The sequence below is a fragment of the Stackebrandtia nassauensis DSM 44728 genome, from assembly GCF_000024545.1.
Classification (GTDB): Bacteria; Actinomycetota; Actinomycetes; order Mycobacteriales; family Micromonosporaceae; genus Stackebrandtia; species Stackebrandtia nassauensis.
The window spans coordinates 5,042,878-5,068,850 of record NC_013947.1 but is presented as its reverse complement, the minus strand read 5'-3'; the positions used below and the strand labels follow the sequence as shown (position 1 = coordinate 5,068,850).

Below are 25,973 nucleotides of genomic sequence, written 5' to 3'. Positions count from 1 at the left end.
GGAGCTTGCCATGACCGCGCTGATCACCCGCGACGAACTGGCCAAGGACATCGCGAACCTGACCGTCGTCGACGCGCTGGGCGCCGAGTACCACGCGAAGCGGCACCTGCCGGGCGCCGTCCCGCTGGCCCCCGGCGAGGTCGAGGCGCGGGCCGCCGAAGTGCTGCCCGACCGCGACGCCGCCATCGTCACCTACTGCTCCAACGTGGCCTGCCCCAACAGCGGACAGGTCGCCGACAAGCTGACGAAACTCGGCTACACCAACGTCCGCAAGTACCGCGAGGGCATTGAGGACTGGGCCGACGCCGGGCTGCCGCTGGAATAGCAACCCACCGGCGGGCGGGCCATCAGCCGGTCACGCCCGCCGGTACCAGCGGCTTCGCCAGGCACATGCTCAGCGGCGAGTCGGCGTACTCGCCGAACCGCTCGATCTCGGCGTAACCGGCGCCGTAGTACAGCCCCAACGCGGGAACCTGCCGCGTCCCGGTCTCCAGCACCAGCCGTTCGACCCCGAGAGCGACGGCCCGTTCCTCCAGCGCCCGCAGCAGCGTCGAACCGACGCCGCGGCCGCGCGCGACCGGCCGCACGTACATGCGCTTGAGCTCGGCGGTGTCGGGAGTCAGCACCCGGATCGCCCCGCAGCCCAGCGCCCGGCCGGACTCGGTGTCCTCGGCGACGAGGAACGCGCCCTTACCGGGGGCGACCTCGTCGGGGTCGAGCCGGAAGTGGTTGGCGCCCTCCTCCGGGTACTGCCGGGCCAGTTCCACATTGAGCTCACCGATCAACTCGCGCGCCGTCGGTGTGTCGAGCTTGACGTCGATGATGCGGATCGAAACGGTTGTCGTCATACCGCGGAACCTATCCGGCTCGTGTTTCGGGTATATGTCGCAGCTGAGTCATATGGTCGCCACATGGTTAAAGAATTCGACGTCACACTCGCCGACGGCCGCACCCTGCACGGCTACGACACCGGCGGCGAGGACCGGATGCCGGTCGTGTGGCATCACGGCACCCCCAACGTCGGCGCGCCCCCGGCGCCGCTGTTCGTCGAATCCGAGCGGCTGGGCATCCGCTGGGTCTCCTACGACCGCCCCGGCTACGGTACTTCGACGCCCCGGCCGGGACGCGACTTCGCCTCGGCCGCCGGTGACGTCGCCGCGATCGCCGACGCGCTGGGCATCGACCGGTTCGCGGTCATGGGCCACTCCAGCGGCGGCCCGCACGCGCTGGCCTGCGCCGCGTTGCTGCCCGAGCGGGTCACCGGCGTGGTCGCCGCCTCGGCGCTGGCGCCGTTCGACGCCGAGGGACTGGACTGGTTCGCCGGGATGGCCGACGGCGCGGCGGCCTCGCTGCGGGCGTCGGCGGCCGGACGTGCCGCCAAGGAGAAGTACGAGGAGACCGCCGAGTTCGACGAGGCGATGTTCATCCCCGCCGACTATGAAGCGCTGAATGGACAGTGGTCCTGGTTCAACGAGGTGGTGCGCGCGGCGGCGGCCAACGGTCCGTCCCCTCTGATCGACGATGATCTCGCCAACGTCGGCGACTGGGGCTTCGACCCGCGCGACGTCACCGTGTCCACACTGGTCATGCATGGTGCGAAGGACCGGCTGATTCCGAGCAGCCACGGCGTTTGGCTGGTCGAACACCTGCCCAACGCGCGGCTGCGGCTGCTGCCCGGGGACGGGCACATCTCGGTCATGAACTCAGCGACCGAGGGGCTGGAGTTCCTCGCCGCCCTCGGTCGCTGAGACAGTGGTCATCGCTTGAGCAGAGTCGCCAGGTGGGCGCGGCGTCCCCAGGCGATCCAGCCGGAGATCGCGCCCAGGATCACGGTGGTGACGGCCGCCTGCGGGGTGTCGATCCAGAACAGGTTGGTGAAGGTGGCACCGATCATCAGCAGCATCAGTCCGATACCGGCGGCCGAGGCCAACCGGGGGATCACCAGTCCGATGGCACCGGCCAGCTCGACGACACCGACGAAGTAACGGAACCAGTCGCCGAGGCCCATGTCGTTGAAGATCGACACGGCCGTGGCCTCACCGACCAGCTTCGGTACGGCGGCGGCGCCGAGCATGAACACGGCCAACAGGCTCTGCACGACCCAGAGGGTGATGTTCAGGGCCTTACCGGGGCGGGCAACGGGGACGGGGGAGGAGTTGGTGGTCATGACAGGGCCTTTCCGGGCATCAGTGTTTCGTTGTCGCCGGTTATGACGACGCGTCCGCGCCGAACTCATCGGTGGCGTCGGAAAAACTTCGCCGTGATCTGGTTCACGCGCTGGAATCGGTCGAGTTGTGGCACGGTTTGGGCAACCACAGTGAATGGAGGGACCGACGATGACGAACAGCGGCGAGCCGAACGAGGGCCTGGTGACGGTCACCGGAACCGGACCGGGAAGCTTCGTGCAGCGCATCCGCGCCGGTGCCCACGAACTGACCGCCGACGAGCCGCAGCCCACCGGCACCGACACCGGTGCCTCCCCGTACGACCTGCTGCTGGCGGCGTTGGGCTCGTGCACCTCCATGACGCTGCAGATGTACGCCGACCGCAAGAAGTGGCCGTTGGAGAAGGTGTCGGTGTCGCTGCGGCACGACCGCATCCACGCCACCGACTGCGCCAACTGCGAGACCGAGGCCGGAATGGTCAGTCAGATAACCCGGGTGATCCGGCTGGAGGGCCCACTGGACGAGGAGCAGCGCACCCGGCTGCTCCAGATCGCCGACCGCTGCCCGGTGCACCGCACCCTGTCGGGCGAGATCGACATCCAGACCGAGATGGACGCGGCGAAGCCCCACTGAAACCGCCTTGAAACCGTCCGGGGTGAGACTCGTTGTGAGACAAGCGATACCGCTTCACTCACAAGGAGGACGAAGCGATGAACCACCCAAGCGACGAGAAGACCTACGAGTGGGTCTGCGACCGGCCCACCGTCCCACCGGTCATCGGCGGCCGTAAGAGCGACACCGAGACCGAGCACGATCCCGGTCCGGTGGCGCTGCGCCGGGGCATGCGCGCCCGCGCGGCCCGGATCCGCTTCGACCACTGGGCGAACCGGTGAGGCGCCCATGAATGAGGTGACCGGCGGCGATCTGGCCTACCTGCGCAAGATCGCCGATGAACACGTTCCCGCGATCGCGACCCGGCTCGGCGACGCGCGGCTCAAGCTCGTCGAACTGCTGGCCCTGGGAGACGAGACCTTTCAGCACGAGGACGAGGTCGGGCACGACAACGAACCCGCCGTCCCCTGGGAATACCTGCGCGACACCATAAGCCGCATCCTCCTGGTCAACGAGAACCGGCTGTGGAGCGTCCGCGACGCCGTCAACCAGGCGATCGGGGACTTCCTCGACACCGACCGCGCCAACGCCAGCGGTGTCGCCACCGCCGCCGACCTGATCCCGGCCTTCGAACAGCAGGACGCGGGTATCGGCGCCCCCGACCCGGTCACGATCCCCGATCCGAGGCTCACCGATCTGAGCCTGGGCGACGACTTCGACGACGTCGTGTACCGGCCCGAGTGACCAAGCACCCGTGAACGAGAAAGGAGACAGGCATGTCCGCGCCCTATGACGCCTCGGAACTGGCCGCCAAGGCCGACGAGATCCACGACCTGGCGATGGAGCACACGTTCTTCCCGTCCGATGCGGGCGGGGACGGACAGGAACAGGCGTTCCGCATCCAATGCGCACTGTCGCACGCCCGCGGCGCCGACGAGTGCCTGGGGGGCTCCGGCGGCGGCGCGGGAGCCGACGCCCGCGCCGAAGTTAGCGAGTACTACCGCGGCCTCACCGACCGGATCCTGAAACGCACCAAGCCCTCGCCCAGTCGCATCATCAACCGGGTCAACGACATCGAGGCGATACTGACCACATTGGGCTTCCCCAGCTACACGTCCATCGACGCGGACCACTCCGAGTCGTTCTCCCTCAGCGACCCGGCGGCCTCGGAACCCTTCACCAACATCGACTCCGCGTTGGACGAATGGTCCGGCGACTTCAAGGACCGGCTGGCCGTGTACGCCGCCGACCTCAAGATCGTCACCGGCAACCTCGGCAAGATCCTGGGAGTCCTCGCGTCGGCCACCTACGCCATCCGCGACATCAACCATGCCAAGCGAAAGACGCTCACCAGCATCATCGACAACACCATCGACGCGCTCGACGAAACCGGCTACTCGGGCCAGGGGATCACCGACGACGGCATCGACTTCGGCCACGCGCTGTGGGCGGCCGGAGCGGGAGTGACGCTGCTGGGTCTGGGGACTCCGGCCGGAGCGGCGGTCGCGTTGACACTGACGGGAACCGCCATCAGCGCGGCCGACCACTTCTACGAGCCCCAGGACGGCGGCAACAACCTTGCCTCCAACACGGCGATGCCCGCCCACGTGCTGGCGAAGATGGCCTCGGCGATCGGTGACATGCACCGACAGTACAAAGAGGACTCGCGTCGGATCGCGGATCACCTGAAGGAACAGAACGACCTCGTACGTGAGGAGTCGGAACGGTCCCCAGAGGCCCGGGTCATGGCGAACTGCTTCGTCGTCGCTCAACCGTTGACCGACCTGACGGCCGACGGCGAGATCTACTCCGACCTGCGACCCGGCTAGCCGATCGCCATGTCCCGGCGCGAGTGGTACCGAACCCTGGAGTCGCTGGTCGCCGAAGCGGTGTCCCCGGACGGCGTCATCACCGCGACCGTGGTGAAAGGACAGACGCTGCGGTTGCGGCTGCTGCCGCGCACCTACACCGACTACACCGCCTGCGAACTGGAATCGCAACTGAGCACGGTGGTGACGACGGCCTTCGGCGCCTACCGCGAGGCCCGGCGGGACTTCCGGGAACGTCACGGCCTGGGCGGCCACCCCGGACGCGACGGCCCTCGCACCCGGTTGGCGGCCGAGGCCCGCGAACTGACGGCGCAGGCGTCGTCCGGCCAGGACTGGGTCCGGGTGTGGACGCGCGGGCTGACCGATTGGCGATTCGCGTTGGCGGACAACATCATCCGTTCGCTGTCGGTAGGACGGTTCGTCGACGAAACCCTCTCCGCCGTCCATGCCGCCACCGCCGAGTACCAGCGGAAGCTGTTCATCCTGCGCCGACAGCGCCCGGAATGACGGGGTCAGGCGTCCATGTCGATGACGAGCTTGCCTCGGGCGTTACCGGCTTTGAGGTGCCGGATGGCCTCGGCGGCTTCGGAAAGCGGATAGGTCCGGTCGATGACCGGCATGATGTCCTTGGCCTCGATCAGTTCGGCCAGCCGACGCAGGTCCTTCGGGTCCTCTTTGGATATGAACCAGTTCAGTCGCTGCTTCACCCACGGCGACAGCAAAGCGGCCCCGAGGTTGCGTTCCATACCGCCCAGCACCCGGCCGCCGTCCTCGCCGCCGGCGAGCACCAGCCGGCCCCGCTCGGTCAGCACCTGACGCAGTCGCGGCAGCGGCCGGTTCCCTGCCAGGTCGATGATCACGTCGTAGCGTTCGGGCCGGTCGGCGAAGTCCTCCTTCACGTAGTCGATGACAGCGTCGGCGCCGATCGAGGTCACCAGGCCGACCTTCGAGGTGCTGCACACGCCGGTGACCGTGGCCCCGAACGCCTTGGCCAACTGCACGGCGTAGGTGCCCACACCCCCGGCCGCGCCGATGATCAGACACCGTTCGCCCTCGGCGATCTTGGCGGCGTCGCGAAGCGCCAGCAGCGCCGTGCAACCCGACACCGGCACCGCGGCGGCCTGAACGAACGACACGCCGGATGGTATGGGCGCCAAGCGATTCGGCTTGACGGCGACGAACTCGGCGAACGACCCACCGCAGGTGCCGAACACCTTGTCGCCGGTCGTGAACTCGGAAACGTTGCCGCCCACCGACACCACCTCACCGGCGACGTCGCGGCCCCGCACGGCCGCCCGGGGCTTGCGCAGGCCCAGGAACAGCCGCGCGAACAGCGGCAACCCCGTCATGAAGTGCCACACCCCGGGATCGACCCCGGCGGCCCGCACCCGAATCAGCACCTCATCGTCGCCGGGAACCGGCTTGTCGATGTCCCGCAACTGAAGTACGTCGACCGTCCCGTAGCGGTCCTGCATGATCGCCTTCATAACGCGATTCCTCATCATCTGCCGGGCCGCGTCAGGGACGGCGCCGGGTCCGACAAACCGTATTCGGGGCCCATAACCAGGTGGTAGGGCACAAAGTAGGCGCCGAGTTCCCCGATCGTCGGCGCCGCAAGAACAATGCGTATTCGAGCATTGACAGTTTTCTCAAACCCGAGCTACTATCGCGGTTACACCATGGTGCAACCTCGCCGCCGTCTTCCCGGGCCGCGGTGAGCACCCGGCTCGGCGTTCGTTCCCCGTGCAGAACCCCGAGCCACACGCGCGGAGTGTTTACAGTGACGCGATCCGCGCGCCCCCGCCCTGGCCGTTCCCCCGTGCCGCCAGGGCGGGCCTTATTTTCTCCGGGAGCCTTCGCGACGCGTTATCAGGGCTTGGATGCCGTCGAGGATGCGTTCGAGGCCGAAGTCGACCATGAAGTCGTCGCCGTCGTCGGTGGGGGTGTCGCTGGGGAGGGTGAAGATGTCACCCGTGGCGAGCATTTCGGTGAGGGCGGGGAGGTCGCGGTGGGCCGTGAGGGTGCGGAGTTGGGATTCGTATTCGAGGTCGGGGCGGGCGTTGGGGTCGAGGGCGGCTTCTTTGTCGATGATGGCGCGCAGGGTTACTTCGGTGCGGGCGTAGCCGCCGAGGAGGGACATTGTGGAGAGTTTTTCGAGGGGTTGGAGGGGGAGGGTGCGGAGGGTGGTGAGGCCCGCGTTGAGCCATTCGAGGCTGCGGGGGAGGAGGGGTGGGCCGGTGACGGGGATTTCGGCGGCCCAGGGGTGGCGGCGGTAGGCGGTGACCAGTTCGCGGGTCCAGCGGGTGAGGCAGGTGCGCCAGTCGGGGGCGGTGGCGATGTTGGCCGGGGGTGGGCCGATCGCTGAGTCTTGGGCGTGGAGGAGCAGTTCCTCTTTGGAGTCCAGATGGCGGTAGAGGGACATGGTGGCGAAGCCGAGTTCCTTGGCGACCTTGGCCATCGAGATGCCGGGCAGGCCGTCGCGGTCGGCCAGGTGGATGGCGGCGGTGACGATGCGGTCCAGGGACAGCTCGACGCGGGGGGTGCGTTTGGTGGTGCCGCGTTGGGCCGCGCGGATCGCCGCGGGTGTTGGTTCCACTGTGTGTGCCTCCGCCGTCAGGTTGCGAACAGTCTACGGTTGCCGATTTCTAGTGTATGGCGTACGCTGAGCGTATGGCATACACATTGATGGAGAGCGATGCCGCGGTTGAGCTGCGGCGATTGCGTAAGAGTTATGGCGCGAACCTGGTGATCGACGAGGTGGACCTGACGGTGCCGGCGGGATCGGTGTTCGCGCTGCTGGGCCCCAACGGGGCGGGGAAGACCACGATCGTCAACGTGTTGAGCACGTTGATCCCGTTCGACGGCGGCAGCGCGACGGTGATGGGGCACGACGTGCGCTCCGAACCGGCCCGGGTGCGGCGCGAGATCGCCGTGACCGGGCAGTTCGCCGCCGTGGACGAGCTGCTGACCGGTCGCGAGAACCTGACGATGTTCGCCCGGCTGAACCGGGTGCCCCGGGCGCGGCTGCGGTCGCGAGTGGACGCGATGCTGGACGGCTTCGACCTCGCCCAGGCCGCCGATCGTCGGGTGCGCGGCTATTCCGGGGGCATGAAGCGGCGGCTGGACCTGGCGATCAGCATGCTGATCCGGCCGCGGGTGCTGTTCCTGGACGAACCCACCACGGGGCTGGACCCGCGCAGCCGGGCAGCGGTGTGGGAGTTCGTCCGCGAGCTGGCCCGCGACGGGGTCACCATCCTGTTGACGACCCAGTACCTGGACGAGGCGGACCAGCTCGCCGACGGGCTGGCGCTGCTGGACGGCGGGCGCATCGTCGCCGAAGGCAGCCCCGCCGATCTGAAACGGCGGGTGGGCACCGAGATCGTCCACATCGAATACTCCGACGGGCGGTCGCTGAACCTGCCCACCGACGGGAGTTTCGCGGGGATCCGGGAGGCGATGCTCGGCGTCGACGGCGCCGATTTGGTTGCCGCCGTAGAGATCCGCACTCCGAGCCTCGACGACGTCTTCTTCACCCTCACCGGCCAGGCCGCGGCCCGGCAGTCCGAAGGAGCCAGTGCATGAGCACCACGACCCTGCCCGGAACCGGATACCGACCGTTCGCCGACGCGGCGGTGATGACCGGCCGCAGCCTGCGCCACGCCGTGCGCAATGTCGACAGTCTCCTCATCGGGGCGTTCCTGCCGGTGATGGTGCTGCTGCTCATGACGACGGTGTTCGGCGGCGCGATCGAATCCGAGGGCTTCGACTACGTCGACTATGTCGTCCCCGGCGTGCTGCTGATGTGTGTCGGCTATGGAGCGTCGATGACGGCCACCAGCGTCACCAGCGACATGAAGCAGGGCGTCATCTCGCGGTTCAGGACGATGAACGTGCTGCCCGCCGCCGTGGTCGTCGGGCACGTCCTCGCCGCCGTGCTGCGCAACCTCGTGTCGGTGGCGATGGTCATCGTCACCGCGCTGCTCATCGGCTTCGACCCGCGTGCCAGCGCGACCGACTGGCTGGCCGTCGCGGGCGTGATGGCATTCTTCGTCCTGGCGGTGGCGACGCTGTCGTCCATGTACGGTCTGGTCGCCAAATCCGTTGAGGGAGCGGCGGTTCCGGGGTTCTTCTTCCTGTTCCTGCCCTACGTGTCCAGCACGTTCGTGCCGATCCACACGCTGCCGGAATGGTTGCGGCCCATCGCCGAGTACCAGCCGTTCACGCCGATCGGGGAGACGCTGCGCAGCCTGCTCATGGGCACGCCGCTGGGCGACTACGGCTGGCAGGCGATCGCGTGGTGCGCCGGACTGCTGGTCCTGGGCGTGATCGGCACGGCGGTACGGTGGCGCCGGATCCGGCACTGAGAAATTTTCGGCGGCGTGTCCGGTCCGGTCCGTCCGGCTTCGACCTATGGGGTGACAGGCTCGACAACGGCGAAAGGGAAACCGATGAAGTACATGATCCTGGTCCACGCCTCGCAGCAGGGTTACGACCAGATGTTCGGGGACGACCCGAGCTGGAGAGACGAGCACCAGGCCGGGCTGGAGAAGGCCATGACGGACATGAACGCCGATCTGGAGAAGTCCGGCGAGTTCATCGACGCGGTCGGCTTGGCCGCACCGGTCCACACCCGGCAGGTCGTCCTGAAGGACGGGGTCCCGGTCGTGACCGACGGCCCCTACGCCGAGACCCAGGAAGTGCTCGCCGGGTACTGGATGGTCGAGTGCGACAGCTTCGACCGTGCCACCGAGATCGCGGCTCGGCTGGCGCGGGCACCCGGGCACGACACGGCGGTGTATGTCCGCCCGGTCCTCGGCGACGAACCGGCCCCGGAGCTGTAGCCGATGGCGGCCGACACGGCACCGACCCGGACCCGCCGATGACGGGCCGCCACGCCGAGGACCTGCTGCGCGACCTCGCGCCCCGGGTCCTCGGCGCCGTCGTGCGCCGCTACGGTAACTTCGCGCTCGCCGAAGACGCCGTCCAGGAAGCATTGCTGGCGGCGGCGACCCGATGGCCCGCCGAGGGCGAGCCACGGGACCCGCGCGGTTGGCTGATCACGGTCGCGTCGCGGCGATTGACCGACCTGCTGCGCGCCGAACAGGCCCGCCGCCGACGCGAAGACCAAGTAGCACAGTGGACGATCTCGGCGGACCGGCTGGCGCCCGCCGCCGACGAGCCGCAGGTCGCCGCCGACGACACGCTGGTGCTGCTGTTCCTGTGCTGCCACCCGGAACTGAGCACCGCCTCGCAGATCGCGCTGACCCTGCGAGCCGTCGGTGGTCTCACGACGGCCGAGATCGCGCGGGCGTTCCTGGTTCCCGAGTCGACGATGACGCGGCGCATCACCCGCGCCAAGCAGACCATCGCCGACAGCGGCGCGCGGTTCCGGATGCCGGACGGAACCGAACGCGCTGGGCGGCTCTCGGCCGTCCTGCACGTGCTGTACCTGATCTTCAACGAGGGCTACGCCAGCACATCCAGCGGTGAACTGCAACGCGTCGAACTGGCCACCGAGGCCATCCGGTTGGCACGAACCGTCCACAAGCTCGTGCCCGACGACGGCGAGGTCTCGGGGCTGCTGGCTCTGATGCTGCTCACCGACGCGAGAAGCCCGGCCCGCGCGACACCCGACGGGGCGCTGATTCCCATGTCCGAGCAGGACAGATCGCTGTGGAGGGCCGACGCGATCGCTGAGGGAACGGAGCTCATCACCCGGGCGCTGCCGGTGGGGCCCACGGGGCCGTACCAGTTGCAGGCGGCGATCGCCGCGCTCCACGACGAGGCTGCCTCGGCCGAGGACACCGACTGGGCGCAGATCAAAGCGCTGTACGAGCTGCTGCTGCGCATCTGGGACAACCCGATGGTGGAGCTCAACCACGCGGTAGCGGTCGCGATGGCCGACGGGGAGCGGGAGGGCCTGCGGCGGTTGGAGGAGCTGCGCGGGCGGGAACGGTTGGCGGGGGACTACCGGCTTTCGGCGGTGCGGGCGCATCTGCTGGAACGGCTGGGGGAGAAGGAAGCGGCGCGTGAGGAGTATCTCGCGGCGGCCCGGCGGGCGACCAACCGTCCACAACAGCGTTACCTTCGGGACCGGGCCGCGGGGTTGTCCGCGCACTGACGACAGGAGTGAGGCTTGGGCGTGGAAGTGCAGCGGGAGCGACCCCCACGAGCGGCGCTTGCGTGGGCGGAGCGCGTGCTGGGCGGGGAGGTGACCCGGGTACGGGCGTTCACCGGCGGGATGACCTCGGCGGTGCATCAGCTGAGCTTGCGGTTGGCGGACGGGAGAACGCGGCAGGCGGTGTTGCGGCGGTACGTGCTGTCGGAGGTGCTGGACGATGTGCCGGACATTGTGGAGCGCGAGGACGTGGTGCTGCGGCTGCTGGACGATGTGGAGCTACCAACGCCGCGACTGCTGGGCAGCGACGGGCTGAAGCGGCGGGCGGCGGATGGTGGGCCCGATGTGCCCGCGCTGTTGATGGAGCGACTGCCGGGGCGGCCGGTGTGGCGGCCGCACGAGGAGAACTGGTTGCGGGGCTTGGCGGAGGTGTTGCCGGTGCTGCACGCGGTAAGAGCGGGTGGCGAGGCTGGTGCGGCTGGGTCGAGCCCTGGTGTTGACGGTGCACGGGCTGGTTCGGCTGCGGCGGGCTCGGCCTTGCCTAGCCCCGACGGTGGCGGCTCACCGGCGGGGGCTTGGGCTGACGGCGTCGCGGCGTTCGAAGCTTATGAGCCGGAACGGTATGAGCCGCCGCCGTGGTTGCGGCGGCCGAAGCTGTGGGAGCGGGCGCTGGAGCTGTTCCAGCGGCCGGTCGGTGAGCCAAGCGTGCTGATCCACCGCGACTATCACCCGGGGAACGTGTTGTGGCGGGGCGGGAAGGTCAGCGGCGTCGTGGACTGGCAGTCGGCCTGTGCGGGCCCGCCGTCGATAGACGTGGGCTGGTGTCGGCTGGAACTGTTGCAGGAGTGCGGGTTCGAGCCCGCGATGCAGTTCACGGCGCTGTGGGAGGACTTGGCGGGGGCGACGTACCATCCGGCGGCCGAGGTGACGTTGCTTGTGGACAAGCTTGGCATGACGCACGACGAGCCCCCGCCGTTGCCACAGGTGCACGAGGAGCTGTTGGCCAAGGCGCTGGCGGCACTGGGCTAGCCCAGTGCCGCCAGCGCGGGCCGCGAGTTCAGGTCGCGACGGGGTCGGGCAGCGAGACTCGGCACCCCAAGCGCTTTCCCATGTCGCGCACGGTGTCGGCGAACGACGCGCGGGTCTGGGCCTGGAAGCCGATGAACAGCCGGTTGGCCAGCGGCACTCCCCAGCGGGTGGCTGGGCCCGCGACGTTGTACACGCGATGGGTCACGCGCGTGTGGGGTCCGGCGGGTTCGAGGGCGTACTCGCCTCGGTACCACCAGCCGCCTTGGGTGGCGATGGTTCGGCGTTCGCGGTCGACGTCCACCGTGAGCCGGTAGTTGCCGAGCATCGCCGTGAAGCGTTGCGGCCCACCGGTTACGGCTCCGGTGGTGTCGCCCAGTAGCCATACGTGGCCCTGGCCGGGCGGCCCCGTCCTGACGTCGAGGATGGCCGCTTCGGCTTGCGCGAGCGGGAGTTCGAGGATGGCTGTGGCTTCGAACTTGGGCTTCATCGGGGTGCTCCCGGCGGCTGGGTGCGGCGGGTGTTCTGGAACGAGGCGAACCGCCAGCGGTCGCCGTCGCGGACCGCTGTGAGACTGACGATCGAGACGCGGTCGTCGGGCAGCGAGGTGCCGTCGTCGAGGATGGCGCCGCCGACCGCGATGACGAAGCCGACGTCGGGGCTGAGCATGCGGATGGTGGGCTCGCCGCTGTCGGTCATTCGCGAGCCCTTGAGCGGCCCCTCGAAGAGGAAGCGGTGCGTGTCCTCAATGGCTTGACGTCCTCGCAGGCGCTGCCCGAAGAAGGTGATGTAGTCGGCTTCGGGAGTGAACACCGCCGCGTAAGCCTCGGCGTCGCCGCGGTTCCAGGAGTCGTTGAGCTCGGTGAGGGTCTGGTTGATCGGGGTTTCCATAGCTTTCTCCGTATGGGTGGGCACGACGGATCGGCTAGGGTCGCGATCGAGCGAATCACGGACACCTGCGCCGCCGTGCGGTGCGAGTTCGGATCGTGGGTCGGTGCGGGTGTTGCAGCACCCGCACCGACCGTCATGCGGTCGTCGGTGGCAGTGGCACCTCCCAGTCGATGGTTCCGTTGTGGAGGTCGGCGAGGATCCGCTCGACCCAGTCCAGTTCGGACGCGTAACGGGAGTGCTCGTATTCGAGCTCCAGCAACGGCAGTCGCGGAACGCCGTGTTCGGTGAGGTCCGCGAGCGTTTGTTTCGCGCCTTCGACGCGGGTGCGCAGTGCCGCGGCCCGCTCGCGAAGTGCTGATGCGGCGGTCTCGCGGGGCAGGCCGCCCATGAGCGACAGCGCGGCGACGAAGCCGGTGGTGTCGCGGCCGATCGTGGTCAGCAGCGTTTGGAGGCGATGCGTCAGTTCGGTTTCGCCGGTCGCGGTCAGTTCGTAGACGGTGCGCTCGGGACGGCGTCCGGCGCGGCTGGTCTCGACGGGGGCGATGTGGCCGTCGTCGGCGAGTCGGGCGACCGCGTGGTAGAGGCTGCGGGGTAGGCCGGTCACGTAGTCCTTGTGGGTGTCGACGATGAAGCGGTGCAGGTCGTACGCGTGCCGGGGGCCTCGGCTGAGGATGGCCAGGACGGTGAGCGCCACCAGGTCCGGTCCGGTTCTGCGTCCCGCCATGTCTCGCCTCCGATGCTAGTGCAAGATGCTTTAGTGCATCATGCACTATCTGTCGGAAATCGGCAACTGGCACGCCGAAATCCGACACAGGGCAGCGGGGTAATTACGTTGTGCGTCACAACGGGCGGCCATACGCTCAAATCGGAGAAGCCTTGAGGAGGCAGAGATGCCGTTGTACATGGCCGGACGATTCACTCCCCACGATCACACCGACGACCAACGCATCTGGTGGTCGAGAACCTACGACGGCAACAACTGGAACGGGATGAACGAGGTCCCGGGTGCGAACTCCAAAGCGGGGCCGTGGCTGGCGGTCTTCAACGACCAGCTCTACATGGTCTACGGCGGTGTGTTCGCGAGCGGAACCACGGACCGCAGCATCTGGTGGACCCGCTTCGACGGCAACACGTGGGCACCGGTGGCCAACGTCCTCGACCCCGAGATGAGGTTCAACCAGACGGCGAATCGGCCCTGTCTCATCGCCAAGGGCGATCGGCTGCACCTGTACTGGGCCGGGCACCTCGACAACTACGGCCAACCCGATCCCAAGATCTACCACGCGATCCACGACGGCCAGAAGTGGGAGAACGCCGGGGCGCTGTTCAGTGGACTTCCGTACGGCGTCAACGGGATCTACATGTCCAACTCGCACACCGCCGACATCTATCTGCTCACCAGGGACGGCGACAGCATCATCATGGCCTGGTCGAGCGACGGGTTCAACTTCGACCTCGACAACCGGGTCGTCCTGCCGCACCAGTGCCTGGGTCTGCCCAGTCTGGTGGGTTTCCCCAGTTTCGGGACCGCGAAGCTGATGGTCACGTTCGTCAAGCCGGGCGGGGGCGGGCTGTTCGGTTCCGTCTCAACGGATCACGGTCACAGCTGGGGCCCGGAGTTCGTCGTCACCAACCAGCCCGGCAACCGGCCGAACTACGGCACCTGGGGCTCGGCGGATCCGTTCGCGGTATGGGTCGGTGGCGGCTACCGGGTGTACGCGGGACGACCGCAGGCGGGCTCGACCTGGCAGGATCCGGCGACGGGGAACGCGCTGGCTCCGGATCAGCAGCCGGTCTACCAGTTGTCGAGCGCGGCGACGCCGTCGCTGGCGGCCTACGGCGACATCTTGTTCCCGTAGCGGGCTAGTTCGGCTGGGTCGGGATTCCGTAGGTCGGACGCAGCGGCAGGCCCATCTCCTCGCGCAGGCCGTTCTCGGTGACCTGGTAGGGCTGGTTCGGGTCCTGGATCGGGTCGGTCGCCGGGTTGTTGTCGTGGTCGATGGGCAGCCCGGCGGCGGCGCGTTCGCCGTTGGGCACCCCTTCCAGGTCGCCGTCGTCGTTGTACATGGAGTCGGGCTGGTCGGCGTCGGAGTAGGGGGTGTGGTCGACGCCGTCGTTCATGCGGTCATACGCGTGCGACAGTTCGTGGTAGAGGATTGTGGACGGTCGGCCGTCGCCGTCGTTGGGCATGTCAAGGTGGAACTCGGGATTGACCTTGATGTGCGGGTTGTCGTTGAAGATCTCGTCGGGGCTGGGCACCGACGCGTCGCCGACGATCCACGGGTACGGGTAGGCCGAGCCGTTGTCCTTGTCGTACTCGCTGATGGTGATGTCGTCCTCGCCGGGCAGCCAGTCGTTGGACGACTCCGAGACCTGGTTGCGCAGCGCGTCGATCATGTGGTGACCGGTGGGGGAGGCCCCGTACATGTCGAGGTCGGCGCGGATGCGGTCCTTGAACTCCTCCGAGCCCTCCACGTCGATGAAGCTCGTGTCCTTGACCTCGACCTTCTGGACCTTGTCGTCCTTGTCGGGATCGACGTAGTCCTCGTCCTGGACGAAGGCCTTGTCGGTGCCCTCGCCAGCGTCGATGAGGTCCTTGCCGTGTCCGGCGTAGATGGTGTCGTCGCCCTTGCCGCCCTCGAGGAAGTCGTTGTCGCGACCGCCGGAGACGACGTCCTTGCCGTCACCGCCGTTGATGTCGTCGTTGCCGGTGCCGCCTTCGAGGTAGTCGTCGCCACCGTCGCCCGACATGATGTCGCGGCCGTCGAGACCGTAGATCGTGTCGTTGTCGGCGCCGCCGGTGATGTGGTCGTCGCCGTCCTGGCCGTCGATGTAGTCGCGGCCGTCGCCGCCCGCGATGTTGTCGTTTCCGGCGTTGCCGTAGATCTCGTCGTTGCCCTTGTTGCCGGAGATGATGTCGGTGCCGCCCCGGCCGCTGATCTCGTCGTCTCCGCCGCCACCGACGATGGTCTCGTTCTGGTCGCTGCCGGTGATCTTGTCGTCGCCAGCGCCGCCGTAGATGTCGGTGGAGTGTTCGGGTTTGTCGCGGTAGAACGGGTTGTCGTGGTCCCCGGCCTTGATGGTGTCGTTGCCGTCGCCGCCGAAGACCTTGCCGCCGGTGGTCTCGATGTTGTCGTCTCCGCCGCCGCCCGCGAGGTTGTTCTTGTCGCCGATGGCCTTGACCGAGTCGTTGCCGCCCTCGGTGTAGATGTTGCGGTTGTCGCCGGTGGTGGCGACGGTGTCGTCGCCTTCCCCGGTGACGAAGGTGCGGTTGCCCTTGGAGTCGTGGTCGGTGATGGTGTCCTTGCCGTCCCCGGTGGCGAGGGTGAGGTTGTTGTCGACGCTCTTGTCGACGTCGATCTCGTCGTCACCCTTGCCGCTGTTGAGGGTCAGGTTGGTGCCCTTGTCGTACTTGAACTCCTTGTCGTCGACGGTGACCACGAGGTTGCCGTCGGCGTCGTTGGTGACCTTGACCTTGTTGTTGCCGTCGCCGGTGGTCAGGTAGTACGAGCCGTCGGGGAGCCGGACCTGGACGGGTTTTCCGGCGCCGGTGTCGTTGGCGGCCAACTGGGACGACGCGGTGGTGTCGGCGGTGTTGGCGCGGTCGACGGCGGCGCGCAGTTTGGCGGCGAGGTCCTGCGCCTGGGCCTGCATCTGTTGCGCGTCTTCGGCACTGTTGGTGGGCGGGTAGGTGACGCTGCCGTCGTTGCCGACGATCAACCGCGGGTAGGACGAGATCGCGGTCTCGATGTCGGACTTGGCGGCTTCGAGTTCGGTCACGAGAGTGTCGATGGTGCCCGCCGAGGACTTGAAGATGCTCCCGGCAGCGTTCAGGGGCGCCGGGAAGGTATTGAGGAGCGCGTTCTGGGCGTCGGCGTCCGCGCCATTCCAGAAGTCGGAACCGTTGCCGTTCTTGGCGGCGTCGACGATGTCACCGGCGCGGGATTCCATGTCTTTGCCGACCGCCACGGCGGTGTCGGCGGCGGTGGTGAGTTTCGAGGTGTCGAGGTTACGGAGCTGAGCGAAGCTGATTCCCACAGGACAGTCCCAACGAGACAAGAAGTTACTGGAAAGGGGTGGAAGCGTTGCGGTATCGGGGTATGCAGAATCATACTGGCGTGAGGGGACAGCGCAATCTCACAAATCGGACTTGCGGTAAGACTTCGGTAATGGGAAAGGCTTGCGGCGGTTGCGTTATGGACCGGGTATGGACAAGGCCACCCGAGGGTTTCGGGTGGCCTTGGATGGTCGGGGACTAGCGACGGACGTGGGCGAGGAAGCCCTTCCAGTCGTTGTCGGTCAGGCTGAAGATCGGGGACGAGTCGCCGAGCTTGCTGTCTCGGAGCTGGAAGTGGCCGGTCGTGGTGCGGGCCTCAACGCATGCGCCGCCCGCATTGTTGCTGCGGCTGGATTTACGCCACGGTCCCATATTTGATCTCCTCCAGTGGTGCTGTAAGCGGCAAGGTCTCGCTAAAGTCTTGACGATACAGCGCCACTGTGTCGGGGCCAGTTTCATATCGGCAGCCGTCACGGGACTCGATGTAGACCACCGACGGCTCGTCGTCGGCGAAGTCCAGCACGATGTATGGCCCTGACATGGACGGATGCACACCAGCGTCAAACGGCAAGATCGCGATGTCGACGTAAGCGAGCCGGTTGGCCTTGCGCAGCCGCTCGACTTGATCGGTCATGATCTCGGGGGTGCTCGTCATTCGTCGGAGAACCCCCTCGCTGAAAATCACGCTGATCTGGGGCGGATTGTCGCTCTTGGCCAGCGCTCGTTGGCGAGCCAACCGCGCCGCGATGATTTCTTCCGAGGACTTCGCGTTGTAGCGATGGTCGCGCGCGTGGCTGGCGCGTAGATATTCGGGGGTTTGGAACAGTCCAGTCACGAACTCGGCTTCGTATATCAACATGCGCGTCGCGCGCTGTTCCATGCTCACGAACTTCTGCGCGTATTGCGGAATGCCTTGCCCGTATTGCTCGACCCAGCGGTACTTGGTCGTAGCCTCGGCCAACGCGATGAGTTCCTGCTCTTCCGCCTGAGATGTCCCGTAAATCCGGCATATACCCACAATATCCACGATGGCCAGTCGCGAGCTGCCGTCCTCGATGTTCTTCAGCCTGTCCCGTGATACGCCAAGCTGCCTGGCCGCCCCATTCACGGACCAGCCTTTGGCTTGACGGAATCGTTTGAAGGTCTCGCCGAGTACTCGGCGCGGAAAAATTGCTTCTGATGCCATGGCGACAGTATGGAGTCAACCAGTGACAAAAATCCAGACCCAATACAGCTAGGTTGACCTGCAGTTTTTGAGTACCTGATTTCGGCAACCCAATATCGGCAGCTGATTTCAGCTAGCCCTTTTCGGGGGACATTTCCGATACGGATTGGGGTCTTAAGTCCCAGAATGAAACCGGCCCGCGCACCCATCCGCGTCCATCAACGACTGTTCCAAACCAGACGGACATCATGTTCTCGTCAAAATCCGTTGCACCGTAAGGATTCTGAGTTAACAATGGTCTCAGTGCTTCGACAACAGCCAACTGTCGCCCGCGCGACGTAGGCTCGAAAGCCAAGGGGGACAACACATGAGGCACACCACCGAGAATATGATCGAATATGGACGCTTCCGCGATCCGTCACCACACCGCGAATACGTCGTCACCAGCAGCCTCTCACCCAACAACGTCCGAGTCTGGGCGGTGGAGGCGGGCACCGAGCCGGAGATGGTCTGCACCATCTACAACATGACGCTACTTCCACTGGCGTCCTGGAACTCGCGCTGGATAGGCAACATGCGGCACTGGAAATCCTGGCTGATCGAGCAAGCCTCCGATACCTACTTCAAATACCGGCAATCACCGCCGCAGTACTGCACCCGCGACTGCGACGGCTGAGGACACAGACCCACCTCTCACCCAAAATCGGCCGCCGCACCCCCACCTCCCCGGGCGGGGTGCGGCGGCCACACTCACTCGGTTCCGATGTCGACGACGACGGGCTGGAACTTCCCGTCGTTGCAGGTCGCGGCCGGGCACGAGGTGACCGCCACGAAGAGGTCGCGCTCAGCCGCGAAGGTCATGCTCTTGCCCGGCTCGACGGCGACCGGCGTCCGGATGTCGAGCTTCCCGGCCGTCGACACGTCGACGTTCATGAAGTAGTTGAACGCGATGGTGATCGTCGAAGCCGGGACGCCGAACTCGGCCAGCGCGGTGCTCAGGTTCTCGAAGCAGTTGGGCACCGGTCCGTCGGCACCGTACTGGATCTCGAACATCTCCTGGCTGCACGGCGCGTAGAGGAAATCGTGGACGCCGACCTTGTCGTCGATGATCTTCAACAGTGGACGGCTGCGGCGCGAGTAGATCGTCGAGCCGGTGGTGAGCCGGATCGTGCCGCCGTAGTCGAAGCTGCGGCCGTTGGACTGGCCGTCGCCGAGGTCGTCGGCCGCGACGGCGAAGAGATCGCCGGTCTGGCCGCCCTCGATGTCGGTGATCCTGAGGAGGTCGCCGGAGTTCAGCCGCCAAGCCTTGACGCTCTTGGCCTCGACGGTGTGGCTCTGCCAGTTTCTCGTCATCGGGCTTGTCCTTTCGCTGGTGCGGCACCAAGCATGCCTCGTATAGATTCACCGGCATGGGTGTGGACTGGTCGGCGTCTCCGGTGCGGTTGGCCTCCGATGCGATGCGGGAGATCCGCGAGGATCCACAGCTGTGGGAGACGGCGAGCTTCTACCCGCCGTTCTATGACGATCCCGAGCCGATTCCCGAGATCAGTCGGCGGTTGACGGCTGACTGGCCCGAGGGGCTGGAATGGCGGGTCGGGTTTCTGGATCGGGCCTATAACCAGGTCGAGTACCTGCTCGATCCCGTGGCTTACCGTCGCATGGAGGACTGGGCGCGGCGAGAGCGGTCGCTGTCGTATCGCATCGTCCACGGCGACAACCCGTTCGCCGAGCATGCCGTCAGCGGGCAGGGGTTCCCTTGGCGGTGTTCGTCGCGTGAGTTCCTGGCAGAGGCTGTCGAGGTGATCGACCGGCTCGATGTCGCCAGGGTTCGGGCCGAGTACTCGAAGGTGGACATGTCGCGGCTCGGTGTCTACAAGGTATCCCCTCGTGGGGACGACGGGATCTCGTTCGACGCCAACCTTGAGCGATTGCGGCAGTTGGGCGACTTCTATCGGAGCGTGGTCGACAGCGATTTCGACGTGGTCGTGGAGCTGTACTGACGTCGGTTCAGCCTTCGTCGGCGACGTCGCGGTCTCCGTACTGCTCAAGCGCTTTGATCTCGCTGCGCTGTCCCTTCACCATGGATTCGGCGAGGTCGTCGACGCGGGGCAGGTCGGTGCGGTCGCGGATCGCCTTGGCCATGTGGATGCCGTACTCGTGGTGGGTGATCATCAGTTCGCTGTAGATCGCGTCGGCTTCGGAGCCCTTGGCGGCGTAGAGCTCGCCGAGTTGGTCCTGTGTGGCCATGCCGGGCATGAGGCCGTCGTCGGGGATCGGCATGTTGTGGTCCATCCAGGACATCGGTGGTTCGGTGGAGGTGGGCGGCAGGCCCCATTCGTCGAGCCAGCCGCTCATCATGCCGATCTGGGCCTGCTGGGTCAGCGCGATGTCGTAGGCCAGGTCGCGCATGCGCGAGTCGGAACCGTTGCGGTACACGTACATGGACATCGCGACCGCTTGGCCATGGTGGACGTTCATGTCGCGGGCGAACCCGGCTTCGGGGGAGTCCTCGGCGGGGGTGGGCTCGGGGACGACGAACAGCCAGGCGGTTGTCGCGACGAGGGCGACGGCGGCGAGGACGGCGGCGGCTTTGAGGTAGCGGCGCATCGTCAGTGCTCGTCGGGTTGGTCGACGGGTTTGTCGCCGGTGGCGGTGACACCGCCGGAGCAGGTGGCGCCGGGTTCCTGGGAGGCTTCGACGCGGTAGGTGGCGATGAACTCGTCGATGCGGTCGTCGTCGGCTTTGGAGAGCTTGAGCTGGTAACCCCAGGCTTGCAGGGAGATGGGGGAGTCCTGGCCCTTGTAGGGGCTCATGAGGGTGTAGTCGCGGCCGTTGACCTTTTTGGTGAGTTGTTCGATCTGGGATTGTGGCAGGCCGGGGTCGTAGGTGATCCAGATGGCGCCGTGTTCGAGGCTGTGGACGGCGTGTTCGTTGGGGATCGGCTTGTCGTAGACGATGCCGGTGCAGGTCTGCCAGGTCGCGTTGTGGTTGCCGCCCGCGGGGGGAGTGGTGGCGTACTTGAGAGGGCCGGATTTGTGGTCGCGGTCGTCGAACCATTTGGCCTTCTGGGCTTTGTAGTTGACGAGCCCGTCGATGTCGGCGTCTTCCGGTGCGCTGGGTTGCGACCAGATGCCGTAGCCGAAGACGCCGACAGCGACGAGGACCAGAGCGACGACGGAGACCGTCCACCACGGGATGCCGCGTTTGGCGGCGGTGGGTTTGCGTTTGGGCTTGCCCTTGCCCTTGTGGTTCTTGCGGGACGAGGTCTTCGCCATGCCGCCGCTCCCATCTACTAGCTGACATAGTAACAACTATGGAAGATAGTAGATGGGAGGGTCAGCGTCCAGTTTTCTTACTATGCGAGCTAGTAGAGTGGGCCGCCGAGCGGAAGGACGGCCATGATGCGACTGGGGGATCTGGAGACCGCGGTCATGCGGGTGCTGTGGGCGCGGGGCGAGCCCGCGACGGTTCGCGAGGTGATGGCCGAGCTGGATCGTGAGCCGCCGCTGGCTTACACGACGGTGATGACGGTGATGGACAATCTGCACCGCAAGGAGCTGCTGAGCCGGGAGCGGGACGGGCGGGCCTACCGGTACCGGACGGTACGCAGTCGGGCCGAGCACGACGCGGCGCTGATGACCGAGGTGCTGGCGGCCAGCGACGATCGACAGGCGACGCTGCTGAAGTTCGTGGGCTCGATCGAGCCGGAGGAGCTGGACAGACTGCGGCGGCTGATGGACGGGGGCGAGGCATGAGCGGGGCCGCGCTGTTGGGATACGCGGCGGTGCTGTCGCTGTGCGGCGCCTCCTGGCTGCGCGACGCGGGGTGGACCTCGCGGGCGCCGCGGCTGGCGATCTTCACCTGGTTCAGCCTTGTCGCGTCGGTCTTGCTGGCGCTCGTGGCGGCCGGGGTGCTGCTCATCGTGCCCGCGACCGGGTTCCACCACGGGATTCTCGACTTCATCGGCGCGTGCCTCGCCACGCTCGAAGAGCAGTACGGGCTCGTCGGCGGCGCGCTGCTGGGCGGCCTCAGCTTCGTCCTCGCCGTGGGGCTGCCGGTGCTGTTCGCCGGATCCGGTGCCGCCGAAGCCATCTCGGCCAGCATGACGCGACGGCGGCACCTGCGCGGGCTGAGCGCCTCGGCCCGGCCCGACCGCCGCACCGGCGCGCTCGTGCTCGACCACGACACCGCCGCCGCGTACTGCCTCCCCGGTCGCGGGGGCGTCGTCGTGGTGACGACCGGCGCCATGCGCGCTGTCGACGGCGGTGGGCTGGCCGCCGTCCTGCACCACGAGCGGGCTCACCTCGCGGGACGGCACCACGTCCTGACCGCGCTCGCTCACGCCCTGCATCGTCCGTTGTGCTTCCTGCCGCTGTTCGCCGAGCTGCCCGAGCAGATCGGGCACCTCGTGGAACTGCGAGCCGACGATGTGGCCGCCGCCAAGAGCGGACGGCGGGTGCTGGCCGAGAGCCTGCTGGCCTTCGCGGAGGCGAGCGTCACCCCCGCGCTGGCGCTGCCCGCCGCCGGGGCCGACACCGTGGATCGGATGCGGCGCTTGATAACCGCCCCGCAGCGGCTGAACCGGCCGGGGGCGGTGGGCATCGCCGCGACGGGGACCGTCGCGATGGCGCTGCCCATTGTGGTCACGGTGCTGTCGCTGGCGACAGTGACCTACATGGCGTGCTGCTCGTCCTGAGCTTGGCTCGCGGGCTTGGCTGTCGTCGGACGCGGCGGCTTCGCCCCGGCTGCTGAGCCACACGCTGGTTAGCTGGAGCGGCGCGGGTAGCCGAGCGCCTCGCGCGGCGGGCTGGCCCCGAGTGGCGCCGGACGCAGTGGCTTCGCCCCGGCCAACGCCGGAGGCGGCGTGGCTGGCGCCGAGCGCGGCGGCTTCGCCCCGGCTGCCGCGCCACACGCTGGTTAGCTGGAGCGGCACGGGTAGCCGAGCGCCTCGCGCGGTGGCTTCGCCCCGGCTGCCGCGCCACACGCTGGCTAGTCGGAGCGGCACGGGTAGCCGAGCGCCTCGCGCGGTGGCTTCGCCCCGGCTGCTGAGCCACACGCTGGCTAGTCGGAGCGGCGCGGGTCGCCGAGCGCCTCGCGCCGCTGTCAGTCGCTGGGGCCCAGCAGCGCCTCGACGATCTGTTCGGGGCGCATCGCCTCGACAGCGATCGGGTGTGCCGCTTCCGATCGCAGACCGTCCAGAATGAACGCCAGGAACCGGCGCCACGCGCCCGGCGCCACATCGGCGGTGGTGTCGATGATGTGGGCCATCGCCCACAGCACCGACGCGAGGTCCGACATCTCGAAGTCGGTCCGCAGGCTCCCCGATTCCCTGGCCCGCAACACGATCGCCTCGGTCGCCGCGAACCCCCGGTGACACGCCTCGGTCAGCGCCTCCGCCGCCGGGTACTCGCGCGTCATCACGTGCCGCAACCCCCGATCGGCGGCCAGCATGTCGAACAGCCCCTCCAGGTACCCCGCGAACCCGTCCCATGCGTCGTCCGCTGTGAGCGCCTCGCGGGCCAACGCCTCGGTCGCCTCGACCCGCTCGGGGAAGATCGCGTCGAACAGCGCCTCGCGGGTGGGGAAGTGGTTGTAGAGGGTGCCGATGCTCACCTTCGCGTGTTTGGCGATCTCCTCCAGCGAGGCGTCCAGGCCCTTGGCGGTGAACACCTCGGAGGCGGCGGCCCGCAGCTTGTCGCGGTTGCGGGCGGCGTCGCGGCGTAGGGGCTTGGCCTCGGTGGTCATTGTCCCATTCTACGAAATCGAGGGTGGCCTCAACTTCGTGGTATCGTCGAAATAACTTGAGGGCACCCTCAAGTTTTGACGACCTAGTGAGGACGAATCAATGACCACCACCCCAAGCGCTCTCGTCATCGGAGCCGGACCCGGCCTGGGCATGTCGATCGCGCACCGTTTCGGCGCGGGCGGCCATCGGGTCGCGCTGGTGTCGCGTTCCGAGAAGCGGCACCAGGGCTACCTCGACGCGCTGGCGGCGGCGGGCGTCGACGCGACCGCGCACGCCGCCGACATCCGCGACCCGCAACAGCTGAACGCCGCGCTGGACGCGATCGCGCTGGAGCACCCCCGCATCGAGGTGCTCTACTACGGGCCCGGGGGCGTGGACGACGTGTTCCGTCCCGTCCCGATCGCGGAGACCACATCGGACAACGTCCGCTCCGCCTTCACGTGGGTGTACCCGGCGATCGACATCGTCCAGAAAGTGCTGCCGGGCATGCGGGAACGCGGTACGGGAAGTGTGCTGATCGCGGGCGGGCTCAGCGGCCAGATCCCCATGCCCGCCTTGGGAAACCTGGCGCTCTCGGCAGCGGCGCTGCGCAACTACGCGCTCACCCTTAACGCGGGTCTGTCCGACATGGGCATCTACGCGGGAACGCTCACCATCGGCGGGCTCGTCGAGCGCGGCGACATCTACGAGATGGTCAGCAACGACGAGGAGATGAGCAAGATGGCTGCTGGCCGCACGCTGAACCCGGACGATCTCGCCGACGTGGCATGGGACATGCACCGCAAGCGCGACCGTCCGGAAGAGACGTTCAACGTGCTCGACCTCTAGCGGCGAGCGGCCCGCGTGAGAGCGGGTGGCTTGGCGGGGGCCGAGCCGCTCGCGAGCCTGGGGGCGGCGCGGCTGACGGCTTCGCCGCAGCGCGCCTTGGGGGCTTTGCGGCCTGAGGCGGGGCGAACTGCCTAGCCGCTTTGCGGCTCGCGGCCTGCGGAGGGGCGGGCCGCGAGCCGAGGCTGGCCGCGGCTACCGGGCTGCCGCGACCAGCTTGGCGAGCGCGGCGACGGCTCCGCCCCGGCCAGCGGTTTGGCGGCTGGCCGGGGCGGGCGCAGTTAGCGAGCTGCCGCGAGCGGCTTGGGTGCTCGCACGCGGTAGGTGCGATTCCGCAGGGCTCGTTCGGCGGGGCCGCGCCAACCCTTGCGGCGCATCAACTCCGCTATGAGCACCGTGGCCAGCCAGACTCCCGCTCCCACCGCCACCGCGCTCGCGGCCGACAGCTGCGGCCCCCAGCCCACCAGGTACGGCGGGAACAGGATCATCCACGCCACCGACTGCAACAGATAACTGGTCATCGATCGCTGTCCGGTGGCCGCCAGCGCCGTGGCTATTCGCCCCGGCCGGTCACCAATGCGAGCCGCGATCAGTCCGATGAGGGCCGCGTAGCCCAGCCCACCCATATAGCCAGCCACCGTGGTCAGCCATTCGACGCCGTAGATCGCGGCGGTGCCCCCGTGCCAGGCCCCCATGTTGTGCAGGCCGAGCGGCAGGCCACCCACGATGCCCATCGGGATGCCGACGAACGCCACCCTGCGCAGCAGCGCCAGGTGCCGCGTCGGTTCCTCCAGGATCCGACGCCGCGCCGCCCATACGCCGATGAGGAACGGGAACACCGTCGTGACGAACATGAACGGGGTGAACACCGGCCACATCGTCAACCGTCCGATGAGGTCGGTGATCGGGTCGGCTCCCATGACGGTGGCCCCCTCGGTGGTGTCGCCGCTGCCCAACGTCAGCAGCACCGCGTACAGCCCTGAGCCGACGATGAGCCACACCGCCGCGTGGCGCAGCAGTTTCGCGTCGCTGAACCGCAGCACTCCCGCGAAGGCAAGGGCGACGAGGCCGTAGACGGAGAGGATGTCGCCGAAGAACAGCAGCACCACGTGCGCGAGTCCGAACAGGAGCAACCAGCGGCCGCGCCGCCGCACCAGGGAGCGGATCGGGGGCCATGGCCAGCTCTGGGCCTGGCGGCGCAGGTAGATCTGGCACAGGCCGTAGCCGAACAGGGCGGCGAACATGGGGTAGCCGCGGGCGTCGACGAGCATCGGCAACAGCAGCTCGGTGACCGCGTCGAGGGTGGAGGTGGCGTGGCCGCCGCCGAACATCTCGGCCATGATGCGACCGTGGGCGGCGGCGATGACCAGCAGCATGACGCCGCGGGCCAGGTCGGGGGCCAGGCTGCGCCGGGCGACGGGGACCGCCGCGGGCACAGGGGTGGGTGAGGTCTCGGACATGCCGGTACCTTTCGGGGGTTACGTTGACGGAGAATAAGCTACGGCGCCGTATCTAACTATAAGATACGCGGGCGTATCT

The 25,973-nt window shown here is 67.6% G+C and carries 33 protein-coding genes; 18 read left to right on the top strand and 15 right to left on the bottom strand.

Features of this window, described 5'->3' with window-relative positions:
- Positions 1-10 precede the first annotated feature (10 nt).
- Positions 11-325 (top strand): rhodanese-like domain-containing protein, encoded by a 315-nt coding sequence (locus SNAS_RS23590; protein WP_013019986.1) that lies wholly within the window; start codon positions 11-13, stop codon positions 323-325.
- Positions 326-347: 22 nt separating this feature from the next.
- Here the strand turns inward: SNAS_RS23590 and SNAS_RS23585 are convergent, their stop codons facing one another.
- On the bottom strand, positions 348-848 hold the full coding sequence (locus SNAS_RS23585; RefSeq protein ID WP_013019985.1) for a GNAT family N-acetyltransferase: 501 nt from the start codon (positions 846-848) through the stop codon (positions 348-350).
- A gap of 63 nt (positions 849-911) precedes the next feature.
- Between SNAS_RS23585 and SNAS_RS23580 the strand changes: the two genes are divergently transcribed.
- A complete protein-coding gene (locus SNAS_RS23580) occupies positions 912-1,748 on the top strand; it encodes an alpha/beta fold hydrolase (protein ID WP_013019984.1) in 837 nt (278 codons plus the stop codon).
- Positions 1,749-1,756: 8 nt separating this feature from the next.
- On the opposite strand, the gene SNAS_RS23575 is transcribed toward SNAS_RS23580, so the two are convergent.
- A complete protein-coding gene (locus SNAS_RS23575) occupies positions 1,757-2,167 on the bottom strand; it encodes a DoxX family protein (protein WP_013019983.1) in 411 nt (136 codons plus the stop codon).
- Between the two features lie 169 nt (positions 2,168-2,336).
- Here SNAS_RS23575 and SNAS_RS23570 point away from each other — a divergent pair, with 169 nt between their 5' ends.
- The 5 genes from SNAS_RS23570 to SNAS_RS23550 all read left to right on the top strand — a co-directional run bounded on the left by SNAS_RS23570 (position 2,337) and on the right by SNAS_RS23550 (position 5,113).
- Positions 2,337-2,798: an OsmC family protein gene (locus SNAS_RS23570; RefSeq protein WP_013019982.1), complete on the top strand. Its 462-nt coding sequence runs from the start codon at positions 2,337-2,339 to the stop codon at positions 2,796-2,798.
- 77 nt (positions 2,799-2,875) lie between these two features.
- Positions 2,876-3,058, top strand: coding sequence for a hypothetical protein (locus tag SNAS_RS23565; protein WP_013019981.1), 183 nt, complete (start codon positions 2,876-2,878; stop codon positions 3,056-3,058).
- Between the two features lie 7 nt (positions 3,059-3,065).
- Entirely contained in the window at positions 3,066-3,521 is a 456-nt protein-coding gene (locus SNAS_RS23560; protein ID WP_013019980.1) for a hypothetical protein, read from the top strand.
- A gap of 32 nt (positions 3,522-3,553) precedes the next feature.
- Entirely contained in the window at positions 3,554-4,606 is a 1,053-nt protein-coding gene (locus SNAS_RS23555; RefSeq protein WP_013019979.1) for a hypothetical protein, read from the top strand.
- A gap of 9 nt (positions 4,607-4,615) precedes the next feature.
- On the top strand, positions 4,616-5,113 hold the full coding sequence (locus SNAS_RS23550) for a hypothetical protein (RefSeq protein ID WP_013019978.1): 498 nt from the start codon (positions 4,616-4,618) through the stop codon (positions 5,111-5,113).
- A gap of 5 nt (positions 5,114-5,118) precedes the next feature.
- Here the strand turns inward: SNAS_RS23550 and SNAS_RS23545 are convergent, their stop codons facing one another.
- On the bottom strand, positions 5,119-6,093 hold the full coding sequence (locus SNAS_RS23545) for an NAD(P)-dependent alcohol dehydrogenase (RefSeq protein WP_013019977.1): 975 nt from the start codon (positions 6,091-6,093) through the stop codon (positions 5,119-5,121).
- Positions 6,094-6,443: 350 nt separating this feature from the next.
- Positions 6,444-7,202, bottom strand: coding sequence for a TetR/AcrR family transcriptional regulator (locus tag SNAS_RS23540; RefSeq protein ID WP_013019976.1), 759 nt, complete (start codon positions 7,200-7,202; stop codon positions 6,444-6,446).
- Positions 7,203-7,276: 74 nt separating this feature from the next.
- Between SNAS_RS23540 and SNAS_RS23535 the strand changes: the two genes are divergently transcribed.
- The 5 genes from SNAS_RS23535 to SNAS_RS33180 all read left to right on the top strand — a co-directional run bounded on the left by SNAS_RS23535 (position 7,277) and on the right by SNAS_RS33180 (position 11,753).
- Entirely contained in the window at positions 7,277-8,188 is a 912-nt protein-coding gene (locus tag SNAS_RS23535) for an ATP-binding cassette domain-containing protein (RefSeq protein ID WP_244409059.1), read from the top strand.
- A complete protein-coding gene (locus tag SNAS_RS23530) occupies positions 8,185-8,970 on the top strand; it encodes an ABC transporter permease (protein WP_013019974.1) in 786 nt (261 codons plus the stop codon). Before SNAS_RS23535 ends, SNAS_RS23530 begins: the two co-directional genes overlap by 4 nt.
- 84 nt (positions 8,971-9,054) lie before the next feature.
- Positions 9,055-9,447: a YciI family protein gene (locus SNAS_RS23525; RefSeq protein ID WP_013019973.1), complete on the top strand. Its 393-nt coding sequence runs from the start codon at positions 9,055-9,057 to the stop codon at positions 9,445-9,447.
- A gap of 38 nt (positions 9,448-9,485) precedes the next feature.
- Positions 9,486-10,727, top strand: a complete 1,242-nt coding sequence (locus SNAS_RS23520) for an RNA polymerase sigma factor (RefSeq protein ID WP_013019972.1) — start codon at positions 9,486-9,488, stop codon at positions 10,725-10,727.
- Between the two features lie 21 nt (positions 10,728-10,748).
- Positions 10,749-11,753, top strand: a complete 1,005-nt coding sequence (locus SNAS_RS33180; protein WP_244409179.1) for a phosphotransferase family protein — start codon at positions 10,749-10,751, stop codon at positions 11,751-11,753.
- 28 nt (positions 11,754-11,781) lie between these two features.
- On the opposite strand, the gene SNAS_RS36355 is transcribed toward SNAS_RS33180, so the two are convergent.
- From SNAS_RS36355 to SNAS_RS23500, 3 genes are all read right to left on the bottom strand, one after another.
- Positions 11,782-12,240 (bottom strand): hypothetical protein, encoded by a 459-nt coding sequence (locus SNAS_RS36355; RefSeq protein ID WP_013019970.1) that lies wholly within the window; start codon positions 12,238-12,240, stop codon positions 11,782-11,784.
- Positions 12,237-12,641, bottom strand: a complete 405-nt coding sequence (locus SNAS_RS23505; protein WP_013019969.1) for an SgcJ/EcaC family oxidoreductase — start codon at positions 12,639-12,641, stop codon at positions 12,237-12,239. Before SNAS_RS23505 ends, SNAS_RS36355 begins: the two co-directional genes overlap by 4 nt.
- 133 nt (positions 12,642-12,774) lie before the next feature.
- Positions 12,775-13,365, bottom strand: coding sequence for a PadR family transcriptional regulator (locus SNAS_RS23500; RefSeq protein WP_013019968.1), 591 nt, complete (start codon positions 13,363-13,365; stop codon positions 12,775-12,777).
- A gap of 166 nt (positions 13,366-13,531) precedes the next feature.
- Between SNAS_RS23500 and SNAS_RS33175 the strand changes: the two genes are divergently transcribed.
- Positions 13,532-14,500, top strand: coding sequence for a hypothetical protein (locus SNAS_RS33175; RefSeq protein WP_013019967.1), 969 nt, complete (start codon positions 13,532-13,534; stop codon positions 14,498-14,500).
- Between the two features lie 4 nt (positions 14,501-14,504).
- Here the strand turns inward: SNAS_RS33175 and SNAS_RS33170 are convergent, their stop codons facing one another.
- The 3 genes from SNAS_RS33170 to SNAS_RS23485 all read right to left on the bottom strand — a co-directional run bounded on the left by SNAS_RS33170 (position 14,505) and on the right by SNAS_RS23485 (position 17,884).
- Positions 14,505-16,679 (bottom strand): M91 family zinc metallopeptidase, encoded by a 2,175-nt coding sequence (locus SNAS_RS33170; protein ID WP_013019966.1) that lies wholly within the window; start codon positions 16,677-16,679, stop codon positions 14,505-14,507.
- A 217-nt stretch (positions 16,680-16,896) separates the two neighbouring features.
- Positions 16,897-17,070: a DUF397 domain-containing protein gene (locus SNAS_RS34385; protein ID WP_013019965.1), complete on the bottom strand. Its 174-nt coding sequence runs from the start codon at positions 17,068-17,070 to the stop codon at positions 16,897-16,899.
- Positions 17,054-17,884 (bottom strand): helix-turn-helix domain-containing protein, encoded by an 831-nt coding sequence (locus SNAS_RS23485; protein ID WP_013019964.1) that lies wholly within the window; start codon positions 17,882-17,884, stop codon positions 17,054-17,056. The genes SNAS_RS34385 and SNAS_RS23485 overlap by 17 nt, the downstream gene beginning before the upstream one ends.
- Positions 17,885-18,230: 346 nt before the next feature.
- Between SNAS_RS23485 and SNAS_RS23480 the strand changes: the two genes are divergently transcribed.
- Positions 18,231-18,539, top strand: a complete 309-nt coding sequence (locus SNAS_RS23480; protein WP_013019963.1) for a hypothetical protein — start codon at positions 18,231-18,233, stop codon at positions 18,537-18,539.
- Positions 18,540-18,613: 74 nt separating this feature from the next.
- Here SNAS_RS23480 and SNAS_RS23475 read toward each other — a convergent pair whose 3' ends face one another.
- Entirely contained in the window at positions 18,614-19,216 is a 603-nt protein-coding gene (locus SNAS_RS23475; protein WP_013019962.1) for a DUF1989 domain-containing protein, read from the bottom strand.
- Positions 19,217-19,272: 56 nt separating this feature from the next.
- Between SNAS_RS23475 and SNAS_RS23470 the strand changes: the two genes are divergently transcribed.
- Positions 19,273-19,863, top strand: a complete 591-nt coding sequence (locus SNAS_RS23470; RefSeq protein WP_013019961.1) for a DUF1877 family protein — start codon at positions 19,273-19,275, stop codon at positions 19,861-19,863.
- Between the two features lie 7 nt (positions 19,864-19,870).
- Here the strand turns inward: SNAS_RS23470 and SNAS_RS23465 are convergent, their stop codons facing one another.
- Positions 19,871-20,470, bottom strand: a complete 600-nt coding sequence (locus tag SNAS_RS23465) for a DUF305 domain-containing protein (RefSeq protein ID WP_013019960.1) — start codon at positions 20,468-20,470, stop codon at positions 19,871-19,873.
- 2 nt (positions 20,471-20,472) lie between these two features.
- Positions 20,473-21,138 carry a DUF3105 domain-containing protein gene (locus tag SNAS_RS23460; protein WP_013019959.1) on the bottom strand — a complete coding sequence of 222 codons (666 nt, stop codon included), beginning with the start codon at positions 21,136-21,138 and terminating at the stop codon, positions 20,473-20,475.
- A 126-nt stretch (positions 21,139-21,264) separates the two neighbouring features.
- Here SNAS_RS23460 and SNAS_RS23455 point away from each other — a divergent pair, with 126 nt between their 5' ends.
- Together SNAS_RS23455 and SNAS_RS23450 are read left to right on the top strand one after the other, a co-directional pair.
- Entirely contained in the window at positions 21,265-21,618 is a 354-nt protein-coding gene (locus SNAS_RS23455) for a BlaI/MecI/CopY family transcriptional regulator (RefSeq protein ID WP_244409058.1), read from the top strand.
- On the top strand, positions 21,615-22,559 hold the full coding sequence (locus SNAS_RS23450) for a M56 family metallopeptidase (protein WP_013019957.1): 945 nt from the start codon (positions 21,615-21,617) through the stop codon (positions 22,557-22,559). Before SNAS_RS23455 ends, SNAS_RS23450 begins: the two co-directional genes overlap by 4 nt.
- Before the next feature lie 407 nt (positions 22,560-22,966).
- Here SNAS_RS23450 and SNAS_RS23445 read toward each other — a convergent pair whose 3' ends face one another.
- Positions 22,967-23,608 carry a TetR/AcrR family transcriptional regulator gene (locus tag SNAS_RS23445; protein ID WP_013019956.1) on the bottom strand — a complete coding sequence of 214 codons (642 nt, stop codon included), beginning with the start codon at positions 23,606-23,608 and terminating at the stop codon, positions 22,967-22,969.
- A 100-nt stretch (positions 23,609-23,708) separates the two neighbouring features.
- Here SNAS_RS23445 and SNAS_RS23440 point away from each other — a divergent pair, with 100 nt between their 5' ends.
- Positions 23,709-24,437: an SDR family NAD(P)-dependent oxidoreductase gene (locus tag SNAS_RS23440; RefSeq protein ID WP_013019955.1), complete on the top strand. Its 729-nt coding sequence runs from the start codon at positions 23,709-23,711 to the stop codon at positions 24,435-24,437.
- Positions 24,438-24,715: 278 nt separating this feature from the next.
- Here SNAS_RS23440 and SNAS_RS23435 read toward each other — a convergent pair whose 3' ends face one another.
- Positions 24,716-25,894: a DUF418 domain-containing protein gene (locus SNAS_RS23435; protein WP_013019954.1), complete on the bottom strand. Its 1,179-nt coding sequence runs from the start codon at positions 25,892-25,894 to the stop codon at positions 24,716-24,718.
- Positions 25,895-25,973: the final 79 nt, after the last annotated feature.